The sequence below is a fragment of the Terriglobus albidus genome (assembly GCF_008000815.1).
Classification (GTDB): Bacteria; Acidobacteriota; Terriglobia; order Terriglobales; family Acidobacteriaceae; genus Terriglobus; species Terriglobus albidus_A.
On record NZ_CP042806.1, the window covers coordinates 2,257,685 to 2,272,570 of the forward strand.

7 protein-coding genes are annotated in these 14,886 nt (G+C 56.3%); 6 read left to right on the top strand and 1 reads right to left on the bottom strand.

Translation table 11 applies throughout. The features are described 5' to 3' along the window. Positions 1-67 precede the first annotated feature (67 nt). The 5 genes from FTW19_RS09130 to FTW19_RS09150 all read left to right on the top strand — a co-directional run bounded on the left by FTW19_RS09130 (position 68) and on the right by FTW19_RS09150 (position 6,852). Positions 68-1,309, top strand: coding sequence for an ROK family protein (locus FTW19_RS09130; RefSeq protein ID WP_147647333.1), 1,242 nt, complete (start codon positions 68-70; stop codon positions 1,307-1,309). 129 nt (positions 1,310-1,438) lie between these two features. Then, complete coding sequence (gene xylB / locus FTW19_RS09135; protein ID WP_147647334.1) at positions 1,439-2,920, top strand: xylulokinase; 1,482 nt, start codon at positions 1,439-1,441, stop codon at positions 2,918-2,920. Between the two features lie 18 nt (positions 2,921-2,938). Continuing rightward, positions 2,939-4,270: a xylose isomerase gene (gene xylA, locus FTW19_RS09140; RefSeq protein ID WP_147647335.1), complete on the top strand. Its 1,332-nt coding sequence runs from the start codon at positions 2,939-2,941 to the stop codon at positions 4,268-4,270. Between the two features lie 208 nt (positions 4,271-4,478). Continuing rightward, positions 4,479-5,834 (top strand): Gfo/Idh/MocA family protein, encoded by a 1,356-nt coding sequence (locus FTW19_RS09145; RefSeq protein WP_147647336.1) that lies wholly within the window; start codon positions 4,479-4,481, stop codon positions 5,832-5,834. Further along, positions 5,827-6,852 carry a PmoA family protein gene (locus FTW19_RS09150; protein ID WP_147647337.1) on the top strand — a complete coding sequence of 342 codons (1,026 nt, stop codon included), beginning with the start codon at positions 5,827-5,829 and terminating at the stop codon, positions 6,850-6,852. The genes FTW19_RS09145 and FTW19_RS09150 overlap by 8 nt, the downstream gene beginning before the upstream one ends. 317 nt (positions 6,853-7,169) lie before the next feature. Here FTW19_RS09150 and FTW19_RS09155 read toward each other — a convergent pair whose 3' ends face one another. Next, positions 7,170-8,222, bottom strand: coding sequence for an IS110 family transposase (locus FTW19_RS09155; protein WP_147647338.1), 1,053 nt, complete (start codon positions 8,220-8,222; stop codon positions 7,170-7,172). 692 nt (positions 8,223-8,914) lie between these two features. On the opposite strand from FTW19_RS09155, the gene FTW19_RS09160 reads away from it, so the two are divergent. Beyond that, on the top strand, positions 8,915-14,467 hold the full coding sequence (locus FTW19_RS09160) for an RHS repeat-associated core domain-containing protein (RefSeq protein ID WP_187143387.1): 5,553 nt from the start codon (positions 8,915-8,917) through the stop codon (positions 14,465-14,467). Positions 14,468-14,886 lie beyond the last annotated feature (419 nt).

Consider the following 14,886-nt stretch of genomic DNA (forward strand, 5'->3'; position numbering starts at 1 on the left):
GAAAACGCCCATAGATACGGAAGCCCGACTCTACACCTACAGGGAAAAGGCACAACTGATCGGTACGATGAGTTCTCTGAAGTCCAGAAAACCGAATGCACGGCAGACCCATGGAGTGCGCCAGATCGATCTGGCGTCGTTCCAGCCTGCCTCCAGCGAGATGGCTCGCGATATCAATCGCGATATCATCCTCGAGCTCATTCGTTTTAAGCAGCCGCTGGCGCGTGCGGATCTGTCGCGTTTCTCCGGTCTGCGCCCGAGCACGGTTTCGGCGATTGTCGAGCAGTTGATCCAGGAGAACTGGGTGCAGGAGGGTGCGGTTATCAAGCCCGCGCGCGGGCGACCCTCGACCATGCTTTCGGTCAACAGCGACAAGGTGACGCTGGCGCTTGATCTGCGTCCGGACCGCGCCATCCTTGCCGTGGCCGACCTGAGCGGCCGCTTCCTGTCTCGCGAGACCATTACGACCTCGTCGGATCTGAAGAAGACGGTGGCGCAGATTGGTAAGCGGATGCGGGCATTGCGCGACGAGCACTCCACCAAGTCGTTTGAGGGGATTGGGGTTAGTCTGCCGGGCCGCGTCCAGCCGGCGACCCAGCGTGTGCTGCTGGCGCCGAATATGCACTGGCATGAGTTCGATCTGAAGAAGGCGCTGGAAGATGTTTCAGGCCTGCAGGTAGAGATCGACAACGACGCCAACGTCTGCCTGATCTCAGAGCTTTGGTTTGGCCGGCTGCAGGGCGCCAGGGATGTCGTGCTGGTTGCCGTGGCCGAAGGTGTCGGCGCGGCCATTCTTACCGGCGGGCACATGCACTCCGGGTACAACGGTATGGCTGGCGAGTTCGGACACGTCTCGATCGACCCCAATGGACCGCTGTGTCAGTGCGGGCAGAAGGGCTGCTGGGAGATGGTAGCGTCCTCGCGTGCAGCCATTCGAAGCTTCAACGAGACCAGCCGCCGCAAGGTGAAGGACATCTATGAACTGCTGCAGCTCAGCGAAGAAGGCGATGAGAGTGCCATTGAAGCGCTCACCGAGCAGGCTCGCGCCCTTGGCCGGGGGTTGCGGCTGATCACGACCAGCATCTCCCCGGAGCTGATTCTGGTTGTGGGCGATATCACTGCCTCGTGGGATCGTTTTGGCCCCGTCGTTGCCCAGGAGCTGGCGGCATCCATGCTCGCTGGCCCCCCGCCGTTACTGCGCGCCGCGGGTGATGCAGAGCTGGCCCGCCTGAGCGGCAGCGCGGCGATGTTGATGCAGCGCCACGTCTCGTACCACCGTTCGACACACGACGCATCCCGCAGGTCCTGATTCCGAAAACGGTTTTCATTGACCATCGAAAGAACATGTTGATATATTTTTGGACGGAAAATAAAGAAACTGCGGCCCCTTCACAGCCTCCTTTCTTTAGAACTTTAAGCCAGATGGGAGCTCTGATTTATGTACTTGGGAATTGATTGCGGGACCCAGGGTACAAAGGCACTTCTCATCACCGAGGCGGGCGCAGTCCGTGGTCGCGGATATGCCAGGCATCAGTTGATTGAGCGTGCCAGCGGGGCTCGCGAGCAGGACCCGCAGTGGTGGGTCGATGCCTTGCGCACCAGCGTGACGCAGGCGGTGAGCCATCATGGCGCCGAGGTTTTGGCACTGGGCGTAAGCGGACAGCAGCACGGCCTGGTGGTTCTGGATGAAGCGAAGCAGGTGATCCGTCCCGCGAAACTGTGGAATGACACCGAAACCGCTCCGCAGAACGCCGCCTTGATTGAACGGCTGGGCGGAAAGAGCGCCATGATGGAGCGCTTCGGTATTCTGCCGATGACCGGCTATACCGTCTCGAAGCTGTTGTGGATCAAAGAGAACGAGCCCGAGAACTTTGCCCGTATCCGCCATATCCTGCTGCCACATGAGTATTTGAACTTCTGGCTGACCGGACAGATGTATGCCGAGTACGGCGACGCCTCCGGTACGGCCTTCTTCGACATCCGGACGCGGGAATGGGTTCGCGAGATTCTGGATGAGATCGATGGAGGTACCGGCCAGCTTGCGGCAGCCCTGCCTCCGCTGCTGAAGGTTGACCAGATTGTCGGTGCGGTTCGCCCCGAGGTCGCGGCTGAGCTTGGACTTTCACCGCAGTGCGTTGTCTCCTCCGGCGGTGGCGACAACATGATGGGCGCCATCGGAACCGGCAATGTGCGCCCTGGGATTGTGACGCTGAGCCTGGGCACCTCTTCGACGGTCTATTCGTTCCTGGAGAAGCCGTTAGCCAGCGTGGATCCGAGCGTTGCTCCGTTCTGCTCCTCCTCGGGTGGATGGTTGCCGCTGGTCTGCACCATGAATGCCACCAACGTGGTGACGCAGACTCTGCATGTGCTGGGCAAGGGCGTGGAAGATATAGATCCGATTCTGGCCTCGACCAATCCTGGTGCGGACGGAATTACCTTCCTGCCCTTCCTGAACGGTGAGCGTACGCCCGACCTTCCGACGGCACAGGGCAGCATGCATGGTGTGACGGCCACGAACTTCAGCGCCGGCAACCTGTTGCGCAGCGTGATTGAGGGCGTGACCTTCGGTGTGCTGAATGGCCTGGAGCTGATTCTGCAGGGCCAGCCTGCCAGCAAGATTCAAGTGATTGGAGGCGGTTCGCGCTCAGCGGAGTGGAGGCAGATGATTGCCGATGCCACCGGCGCGGTGATCCAGGTACCGATTGAAGAAGAGGCCGGCTGCCTTGGGGCGGCGATTCAGGCCATGTATGCCTATAAGAGCCAGCAGGAAACTCCGGTGACTTTTGCTGTGCTCTCCGAGCGCCTTGTCAGCGTCGATGAGGAGAAGACAGCTCACCCCCGGGCGGAGAAGCGTCCCGCCTATCGTGCGGCGCAGGACCGCTACAACGCTGTACTCAAAGCTCAGTTTCCGAACCTATGATCCAGATTGGAGAACCACTTGTCTGAAACTATCTTCAGCAACTTTCCTAAGGTGAAGTTTGAAGGTGCCGCGAGCACCAATCCCCTGGCCTATCAGTACTACGACGCCGACCGCGTCGTGCTGGGCAAGCCGCTGCGCGAGCATCTTCGTTTCGCCGTGGCCTACTGGCACTCGTTCGCGATGACGGGAAGCGATCCCTTTGGCGGGCCTACGATTCATCGTCCATGGACGGCAGCGGGTGATCCCATTGCTTTGGCGAAGCTGAAGGCCGATGCCGCGTTCGACTTCTTCCGCGTGCTCGATGTGCCGTTCTACTGCTTCCACGATGCCGATATCGCCCCCGCGGAGGAGACGCTTGCCGGCACGCTGAAGAACCTGCACACCATCGTCGACTACCTGGGCGAGAAGATGAGCTCGTCGAAGACGAAACTGCTGTGGGGAACCGCGAACCTGTTCTCGCATCCGCGCTTCATGGCCGGCGCTTCCACCAATCCTGATCCCGAGGTCTTTGCCTGGTGCGCTACCACGGTGAAGCACTGCATGGACGCGACCATGAAGCTCGGCGGCGCGAACTACGTTCTGTGGGGCGGACGCGAGGGCTATGAGACACTGCTGAACACCGACATGAAGCAGGAGCTGGAGCAGATGGGCCGCTTCCTCTCGCTGGTAGTCGACTACAAGCACAAGATCGGCTTCAAAGGCCAGATTCTGGTCGAGCCGAAGCCGAAGGAACCCACCTCGCACCAGTACGATTTCGACACGGCGACGGTCTACGGCTTCCTGAAACGCTTCGGTCTGGAGAACGAAGTGCGTGTGAACCTCGAAGCTAACCACGCTACGCTGGCCGGGCACACTTTCGAGCATGAGATTGCGACCGCGGGCGCCTTCGGCATCCTGGGCTCGCTGGACATCAACCGCGGCGATGCGCTGCTGGGCTGGGATACTGACCAGTTCCCGAACGATCTGTGGAGCATGACCATGTCGATGTACCAGGTCATCAAGGCCGGTGGTCTTGGCGTGGGCGGATGCAACTTCGACGCGAAGGTCCGCCGCCAGAGCTTCACGGCCGAGGACCTGGTGTATGCGCATGTCGGTGGTATGGACCTGTGCGCCCGCTCCTTCCTGACAGCCGCGAAGCTGATCGAAGAGGGCGAGTACGACGCCATCCTCACCGAGCGCTATGCCGGCTGGAAGAGTCCGGAGGCGCAGGCCATGTTCAACGGCAAGCTCTCCCTGGAGGAGATTGCGGCCAAGGCGGAGAAGGACGCGATTCAGCCTCAGCCTCGTTCGGGGCGTCAGGAGAAGATCGAAAACCTGCTCGCCCGCAAGATCTACCGCGACCTGCAGTAGATTTTCGTAACGCTTCTGAAGTGCACAAAAAGGCCGTGATGTCAGGAAAGACATCGCGGCCTTTTTTATTGCAAGTCGATGAATTGCCTGACCTGCGCGGGGAAGAAGACGGCCTGCGTCGGTTCGAGACAAGACAAAAGTACCGTTGGCTCTGTACACTGTCGGTCCGCCAGTAAAACCTTTCGATTTTGACGTACGGAGATGATCCATGGCCACTTCGCAGACCGACCGCCGCGAGTTCCTCAAGCTTTCCACTGCCGCGCTAGCCACCTCTGCGCTCTCGATGAACGCCCGCAGCTATGCTGCCGTCGTCGGAGCCAACGACCGTGTCCGCACCGCCGTGGTCGGCTGCGGCGACCGTATGCGGCAGGCTCTGATTCCTGCCTTTCAGGCCTGTAAGCAGGAGAACAACTTCGAGTTCGTCGCAGTATCTGACATCTGGTCAATGCGCCGCGAATCGGGCCAGGCGCTGCTGAAGAAGCTCTCCGGCGGAGACATCGCCATCTGCCGTAACAACGACGAGCTGTACTCGCGCAAGGACGTGGATGCGGTTCTGATTGCCACCGCCGACTTCCAGCACGCACAGCACGGTATTGAAGCTGTGAAGGCCGGCCGTGATGCCTATTGCGAAAAGCCGACGGCGGACATGATGTCAGACGCGCGCGATCTGCTGAAGGCCGTAAAGGAAAGCGGACGGGTCTTCCAGGTGGGAACGCAGCGCCGGTCAACGCCCGCGTATCAGAAGGCATATGAGTACATCCGCTCCGGTAAGTTCGGCGACATCAACATGGTGGAGATGACCTGGAACGTTAATCAGCCGGGCCGCTGGCGGCGTCCTGATGTTGTGCCGTTGCTGAAAGAGGAAGACACGGATTGGAAGCGCTACCTGCTGAACCGCCCGTATGAGCCGTTCGATGCGCGTAAGTATCTCGAGTTCCGTCTCTTCTGGCCGTTCTCCTCGGGTATTCCCGACCAGTGGCTGGTCCACCAGATCGACACCGTGCACTGGTTCTCCGGCCATCCGCATCCTCGCTCAGTCGTCGCCAACGGAGGCATCTATCAGTGGCATGACGGCCGCCGTAACTGGGATACGTTTACCGCGGTCTTCGACTACGGCCCGCAGGATGATCCGAAGAAGGGCTTCCAGGTGCTGTACTCGTCTCGGCAGACGAATTCGGCCGGCGGTATCAAGGAGATCTACTACTCCAACGGCGGCAGCTTGAACATGGATACGCAGGAGGTAACGCCGGATGGCGGCCTCACCACGAAGGCGGCTGCGGAGATGAAGATGCCGGCCAACCAACTGCCGAAGTTCTCGCTGGCTGAGAAGGCAGAGAAGGTTTCAACCGATGCGAACACCGGCGGCGACCCGATGACGACGGCCAACATGCATAACTGGATGGAGTGTGTGCGCAGCCGCAAGACGCCGAATGCCAGCATTGAGGCCGGCTATTCGCACTCGATCGCGCTGTGCATGTGCATTGCGGCGATGCAGACCGGGCAGAAGGTGACCTTCAACGACAAGACGCAGCAGATCATCGCCGGAGGCAAGGTCTATGCGTAAGTTGTTGGCAGCGGCTATGGTTCTGCTTCCACTTACTTCGGTTGCGCAGATGGTTAAAGTAACTCCGGTAGAGAGCGAACGCCGCATCGATGTCACTGTCGACGGCAAGCCCTTTACCAGCTATATGTGGCCCACCACGCTGGAGAAGCCGGTGTTATATCCGCTGACGGCTCCGGACGGCACCATCGTGACTCGCGGATATCCGCTGAAGCCTCAGAAGAACGAGCGCACTGATCATCCGCATCACGCTGGTCTGTGGTTCAACTACGGCAATGTCAACGGATTCGACTTCTGGAATAACTCTGACGCTATCAAGCCGGAGCAGAAGCCGAAGATGGGCTCGGTGCATCACACGAAGGTCGTTAGTACGCATAGCGGCCAGGGGAAGGGCGACCTCACGGTCGAGTCTGTCTGGACCAATGGAGCAGGGCAGGATGTACTGCGGGAGACGACGCAGTATGTCTTCGGTGTAAAGAACGGTGTCCGCTACATTGATCGCATCGGCAAGCTGACTGCGCTGGAGAAGATCACCTTCAACGACGATAAGGAAGGCGTGCTGGGCATCCGCGTGGCGCGCTGGCTCGAGTCGCCGACGGAAAAGGGTGGAACCTTCCTGGACGCCAGCGGAAATCCGACGCAGGTGGCTGCAGTGGATAACTCCATCGCGACCGGTGTGTATCTGACCAGCGAAGGCATCGAGGGCGATAAGGTATGGTCGACCCGTGGCCGCTGGTGTGTACTGGGCGGACATACTCCGGAAGGCAAGAAGGAAGCGATTGCCATCATCGATAACCCGAAGAACCCGGGATACCCCACCTACTGGCATGCACGCGGCTATGGGTTGTTCGCGGCGAATCCACTGGGAGCGCATATCTTCAATCCCAAGGCGGAGCCCTTCAATTACACAGTAGAGAAGGGAAAGACCGTCACATTTATCTATCGTGTTCTGATCTCATCCTCGCCTCTAACCTCGGATGAGATGAACCACGAAGCCGATGCATTTGCGAAACAGTACTAAATAGCTATAACGAACAAAGGCCGTGAAGGAATAAACCTTCGCGGCCTTTGTCTTTGCTTATAACCCATACACCAGGGTGCCCCTCGATAAGGAAGAAGACTGTGTCAAGGGTAAAAAGAGCGTACGTCATTATTCGATGCGAGAGCACCGTTTGAGAGTCCAGAGGCAAGGGGTTAGAGGACCGGTGTCTTCTGGGGTAACTCAACGCTGCATCACATCTCTGTGGGGCCTAGCCCCACCAACCATCGATTCGACCGTATGAAACAGGCCATGATGCTTCTATGCGGACATCCAGCCTGTGCTGGATGCGAGAGCGCTCACTCAACGTCACGACCATGGATGGCCAGGGGCACCCCCGAGCTGCTCTCGATATGGGCGATCTCTGGATACGGTTTATTCAGCCTGAGCATCCAGTAGAGCCGCACTGCTAACTTCCTTGCTGCCGCCACCTTGGCCACTGCTTTCGGCTTGTGGTGGCAGCGAGCCTGATACTGCTTTCGAAATCCTTCATCCAGCCGGCAGGCCGTCTGAGCTGCTTCGACCAGCAACTGGCGCATGAACCGGTTGCCCTGCTTGCTGATGGCTCCCAGTTTGCGCTTGCCGCCCGAGGTGTATTCGCTGGGGATCAGGCCCAGATAGCTGGCGACCTTCCCGCTGTACTCGAACCGGCTCACATCGCCGATCGTCAGTACGAAGGCCATCGCCGTGATCGGACCCACTCCCGGCTGGCTCATCAACAGCTCCGCCTTCGCATCCTCCCTGGCCGCCTGCACGACTGCCTCATCCAGCTCCTTGATCTGCTGATCCAGACCCTTCATCAGCTCCAGCAGATCCTTCCGTCGACGAGCACTCCAGCCCTCCAGGGGAAGCTTTTCCAACTCAGCCCTCCCCCGAACGCTCCACAGCCGCGACTGCTTCTGTACGCCACGGTTCATCGCCAGGTGCTGCAGCCCGTTCTTCACCCGGGTCCGGATCTCCACCAGCTTGTGACGGTGGATCAGCAGCTGACGAAGATCCCGCTGCTCGGCTGAAGGCGTCCACAACCGTGGAAACCGGTCCTCCACCAGCAGCTTCAGGATATGGTCCGCATCCCGGCGGTCCGTCTTCTGCTTCCGTACATAGCTGGCTCGGATCTTCGCCGCATCTCCGACCCACACCGTGTGACCCAGACTGCCTAGCAGATCAATAAACCACTGCGCGTTGCCGCACGACTCGATTCCTACAAGCGCTCCCGGAGACAGAGACCGGTAGAACCGTTCCGCCTCCCCATCACCGTTGACTAGCTTCGCTTCCCGGTACTCGCCAGTCTCCTGATCTAAAAATGAAACCTGCTGCCACTGCGGATGGAAATCACAACCTACAATCTGCATAAGAAGGCTTCTCCTGATCTTCCCGATAGGTCAGTCCTCTAACCCTTACCTATCTCGATCTTCGCTGAAGCCTTCTTCCTTATCCCATCAATGTCCCTAGGGGACATGGGTTATTCGAGCGAAGCTCGAATTGCTTTTTTGTCATTTCGCAGCGACCAACGGGAGCGGAGAAATCTGCTTTTCTCCCGGCGATAGACAAAATCTCAGGGACACTACTTTCCCACGCCGGTATTGGGCGGGAAGGAATGGGTTGAGAAGCAGCGTGGATTCAAGGTCCAAGCTGATTTCTCCGCCGCGCTGCGAAATGACAAACAAGAATGACGTTCCCGTCTGTTCTGTGCACCCAGCCACTTTGCCAGCGTGGCGCCGGTTGCCGCATCCATCGCAATAAACAGGGAATATGGTGCACTGTCGCAAAACCGAACAGCACTAAAGAATTTGTGAACTTGACAATCCACAAGCCAAGACGAGAGTCTAAGGCCACAACACAAAAATAAACCAAGTTTTTTCTTTTTCCCAGGTCCTGCTTGTCTGGAGGACTGTTCTTGATCTGCCTACAACTCGTTTCTTTCCTGCTGCGCTCTTTTCTTCGCGAGAGCTCTGATGTAGTGACTTCTTGCCGATCCGGCCTGTCCATCGGAACGACGAGCTCTATACCACGGCGTTCAATGAGGACTACGAGACTTGCATTCTTGCTTTCTCTTTTGGGCTACTCGGCTACGTGTTTTGCCCAGTATGACTACTTACCAAAAGTAGGGATCAAGGATTTCGCGACCTATCAACAGTCAAGCATTGACAGCGTTGACCTGGACACGGGCAACGTCAATCTGCATATCCCGCTCCTAGGCTTTCCCCAGAAGGGAAGCAAGCTTCGTCTGAACTTCATCGTCAGATATAACGAGCCGCAGTGGTTCAGCGCGATCGGTATGCCCCTCTACAACCCTACCATTGGCGGTTATTCCGCAGCTGGGTTTTGGAAGCTCAAGGACTTCAATAATCCGCGTCCTCTAGGTGTCGATGTAGTAAGAGACCAGGCGGTAACGAGCACCTATAACATGACTCCCCGAATAGCGCCGGGGTGTTGCGGTAACGGAGACCCTATCGACTATTATTCGGAGGGCGGTGGGATAAGGGATCGTTCTGGTGCCGTTCATGATCTTTGGGCAAGAGCTGGTACAGGCGGTCAAGTTGCGGCCCCTCTGGTAAATTTCCCAGCTCCTGATGGTTCGGGATGGGTCTTTGCAGCCGGAGGACTAAAAGACAAAGAGGGTGTGACCTACAGCAGCTTGACGATTCAATCAGGAGGGGTAAGTCGGCCAGCCTGGAACATCTCCGACGCCCACGGGAACACTATTACAACGGACGTTGATGGCTGGCATGACAGCATGGGCCGTATTATCCCCGGATCATGGGGAGGCCACGGCTCCGGATCGGTAAACAGCCCCAATGGATACCCGCCCTTGGAAGACGATCCATTTCCCGGCGTACCCAGCAGTGAGATGGCTCGCTGCAATAACGGAGCAGTAGCAACGAGAACCTGGACCGTACCTGCGTCCTCAGACTCGGGTGGATCGCAAACATATTACTTCTGCTTTTCGAAGTACACCGCGAACACACGCTTCAATTTCAATGGCAGGCTCGGACAGGTCAATAGTGCCGTTCTCGACGAAGCATCTTTCGATGCGTATCTCCTCACGAAGATCATTCTGCCAAACAACACTTCGTACTCCTTTCAATACGATCCTGATTTTCTCGACCTGACTCGCATCGATCTACCCACAGGCGGCGTGGTCGTGTATACGTGGGGAACCGTCAAGTGGGACCTCTGCTCTACAGCGCAGCCCATGAAACGTGTTGTCACAGCAAGATCTGTAACGACGGGAGGCGGTGTTTCATCCTGGAGTTACAACTGGGGGAACAACGGCGTGTGCGGTCCTCAGCCCGGAGATGCCATACCGGTGATTGTTTCCAGGCCCGATCAGAACGACGAGTGGCATTACCAAAGCCGCATAGAGGACAACGGAAAGCTCAATAAGTACGTTGTTTCTTATAAAGGGCATGCGAGTGGAGATGCTTATAAAGCAACAGGAACGATCTCGAAGATCGTTAAAACGTCGAGCAGCTTTCGCTCCACCCCCTTGTTTACGCAGACCCAGGACATCCTGGTCTCTCCAGAGACTGGCCCAGACGGCAATCCCATTGTGAAGTGGCTACCAGGCTATTCCACTCCTGAAACAATCCCAGGTCCTGTCGAGACGACGATCATGTCGCTCTACGACCTCACCACTCAGAAGGTGGTCTCATCTCAGGAGACCGACGCCACGCCTGTGCCCTCCTCGGGCACTATCGAGCGATGGAATCCCGACAATTACTGGTATCCAGCGCACGACACTTGTGCCTGTGTCAATTACACGGAGATAGCGACTGAAAAAGTCTACGACTTTGTTCAAGGCGCTGGTTCTGGTCCAGGGACTCTGCTGCGCAAAACCGATATGACCTACAGATTTCAGGATACCGGTGGAGCAGACTATGAGAATAATGGCCTGACAGGGCTTCCGTCGCAGATCAAAATCTATGATGGCGGTTCACATCAAGTGGCCCAAACCGGCTACACCTATGACGATTCGACCTACTCTGCTGGCGTTGTGGCTGGAGAAGTGACATCTGTCCGGAAGTGGAAAGACGCGTCTAACCATATCGACACATACTCCAGTTTCAACTCCGATGGGACATGGACAGGTTCCGTCGATGCGAACGGCATCAAAACTCATGTCGATTCCTTCGATTGTTCGAGTGCCTTTCCTAAGAGCGTCACGAAAGCCTACGGTACGTCGATCGCGGAAACATCTGTCTATTCTCACGACTGCAATACAGGGAAGGTTACGTCACACAAGGACGCCAATTCACAGACGACTTCCTATACCTATGCGGACTCACTGAATCGAGTAACGGCAGTAGACTACCCCGATGGCGGTCACACCGCCATCACATACACAGACGGTGCAAATTCATCGGCAAAGGTGCAGGTCGATACCGGTGGCACCCAGGGGAAGATGTCGCAAACAGTTAGTTACGATCTTGTCGGGAGGACGATCAAAGTTCAACAGAACGCAGGGAGCGATGTCATCAGCGTCGATACCAAGTATGACGATATGGGGCATGTCTACTCTACTTCAAATCCCTACACTGATACTCAAGGTTCGTCCAGTAGTGTGACCGTAAACACCTATGATGAACTTGAAAGGCCAATTCAAAAGACGAATCCCGATGGAAGCTCCCAAACGTTCTCTTATTCGGGAAATGTAGTCACAACAAAGGATGAAATAGGCAATGCCTGGAAGCGGACCTCAGACGCCCTTGGAGAACTGACAAACGTCGAGGAACCAAACGGCGCGAAGACAGCCTATACCTATACGGCACGTGGCGATCTCGCTACTGTCAGTCAAGCCGGCCTGTCAGGAGAGACCGCGCGCGCTCGAAGTTTCGATTACGATTGGCTGTCAAGGCTGAGTCAGTCTTACAATCCTGAATCCGGTTGGATCTGCTATGGCGCGACATCCAGCGGAGCAGCCAGCGGATCGAACTGTACCGCCGATTATGATGGCAACGGCAATCTTGGGCATAAGACCGATTCTCGTGGTGTAGTGACAAGCTACAGCTACGATGCATTCAACCGTCTCACGCTCAAACATGCCAACGACGGCATCACTCCCGATGTTGGCTACTACTACGACCAGACATCGAATTGGGGTGGAACTGTTGCTAACGGTATCGGCCGTCTGGGGCAGGTTAACTATGCATACACCAATGGCCATTACGTGAGCGAAACATACTCATACGATGCGTTGGGAAGGGTAGTCTTTCAGTTCGTCGCTCCCTCGAACGCAGGCGCAACTTGGTTTGCGACTACCTATGATCTTGCGGGAAATGTGATCGGGTACGGCCGTTCCAGCGGGCCGACGATAGAGCGTACTTATGATTCGGCAAGCCGGCTACAGAAGGTTACGCTGACTGGCTACGACGGTATCCCGTTAAGCTACGACTACTTGAAGTCGGCCAGCTACTTTCCTGACGGTTCTGTCCAGAGCATGACGTTCGGCAATAACGTGACCGAGAGCTACACCAGGAACAGCCGGCTTCAGATTAACGGATTCAAGGTCACAGGACCTTCTTCGGCGGGATCGCCTGTCTGGCTCAACCGCAGCTACGATTACCTTGCGGAGTGCAGTGGAACAAGCCATAAGAATAACGGCAACATCTACCAGATCAGCGACCAACAGAACTCTTCGCGCAGCCAGTGCTTTACCTATGACAGTCTCAACCGCATCAGTTCTTATCTAAGAGGCTCAACGGGGGGCTTCAATGGCGGACAAACCTATTCCTTTGATTCGTTCGGCAATGCAAGCCAGACAAACTCGGTCGGCCCGAACCTGGTAGATTTCGCGCCGGGCTTCGACGCGAAGAACCGCATTGCCGCAAGTGCTTTCGGCTGCGATGCTGTGCCGGGAACCATCGGTGTGGATCCGGCCAATTCAGGCTACGACCTTTCGGGAAATATGCTCTGCACAGGCGCGCGAAATTACACCGCGAAGGGGTTCGTCTTCAACGCCAGCGGGCAGGTTGCGCGTCTGTACTCACAATTGGGTTCAAATACCTATGCGCAAACGGAAGAGTATCTCTACAACGCCGATGGCAACCGAGTGCATAAAGGCTCAGGATCCGATTGGACCGATTATGCCTATGTAAACGGCCAGATGCTGACCGAGTTTCATCCCGACGGTGTCTCCGACTACGTCTATGCCAACGGACAGAAGATCGCACGCGCTGACAGCTATGACCAGCGAATCCATATCCACGGCAACCGTTGCGATCCGAACAACTGCGGGTGGCAGTCAGCGACATGGCATTTCCCGGTCCCTGCGTACACCATCAAAGCCGGCGACAAGGTCACGTGGCGTCAGTATCAGGCGGGCGGCGCTATCGGCGGGCTCACATTGTCTTTCAATAATGGCGCAAATACCAATTGGACGAGCACGGATACAGATGGCCAGGTGATGAACAATCTCACCTCTCACTACACATGGGTGACACGCACCGTCGATCTGAGTTCATTCGCGAACACCGTACTGGGGGACGGATGGATTGTGGCCGAAGGGCAAACGGCCGCTGGTGACTGGGATGAGTGGTTCGGCGAAATCGCGATCTACAGCACGGATGGAACGGTAACGCCGATCTATAACCGCCTGCGAAGTATCGGTCTTTCTTACTACGGCACGCCGGGCATGACGAACGTGCAAGCGAATGTCGAGCACTCCAATAGCGATGGGGATGCAAGCTTTCCACGGGCGAACACGACCTACTATGCGGCAGACCATCTAGGCTCGGCGACGATGGAATTCTCCGCTGGTGGAGTCAACGGCCCCGGAGGCTGGCCGATGTGGAGAGGAGAATACGCTCCCTACGGGCAGGAACTCACCGCCAGCATACCAACGGTAAACAACTACAAGTTCACCGGCAAAGAACGGGACTTAGAATCAGGGCTCGACTACTTCGGGGCAAGATACTACGGTTCGACTATGGGGCGCTGGATGAGCCCGGATTGGTCACGTGTGCCCACCGCAATCCCTTTTGCAACTCTCGATAATCCTCAGAGCTTGAATCTCTATAACTATGTCGGGAACAATCCGATTACAAAAAGAGATCCCGACGGACATCATCAAGAATGTGCGCCGGATAACAGTACTCTTGACCCACAAACGGGAGTTCTAACCGTTCATGCTGGTAGATGCCATGAAGTCGATGACTTGCCTTGGTGGCTAGCTTTCAACCCTTGGGGAAAGCTCGGAAGTCCAAGGCATCGCCAATCAGTGCGACAGCTCGCCAAACTGCTCCGTAGTGAAGGGTACGAAGTACAAACCGAAGTGAAAGTCGATACTCCTCAAGGAGCGAAGGCCTCTCGATTTGTCGATGTCGTTGGAGTGAAACCGCGGACAGGCGAAACAAAAATGTACCAAGTCGGTGAAGCAAATAAAGACGGTAGTCCGGTTGCCAGAGAGCGGAGCGCATTGAATGATATAGAGAAGGCAACTGGAATACGTCCGCAGTTTGAAGATAAGGGCGTTGGTGCGAGACTAGAGGCGATCGAATCAGGACAAGTTTCGCTGCGCACGCCAATTGAAGAAGAAGGAGAAGGCGCAGGTAGGATTGGAGGCGAGGAGCCAGAGATCCCGATCGATATCCCATGAGCAAGCAGTTATATTTTTATGCGACTCCAGATGAGATTCAACGAATCACTCTTCGAATGAGTGAGAGCATTGGTTTGTCAATGCTTAGCCCTACATCTTCGGCGCACGAACCTCTATGGCTTGATTCACCAATTCAAAACGAATCTCTTTTGTCGTCAGCGAACTCAAAATCCATCAAGTGCTATTTGATACCCAATGGCTTAGCAAATATTCGCTTCGAACACTATCCTAGAGTCTCAACGTGGCACATAACAGACGACTCGGAAATAATTGCCGTGTCAGGCTGCGACTTTGATGGTCAAGTCTTAGTGCGGGGTAGATTTTATTGTCAGACAGACATTTTACAAGGTGACCTGATCATCAAAAAACGACAGGAATTCATCCAATGGACCGATAGAGTTTTCAGCTTTGTGAAGCAA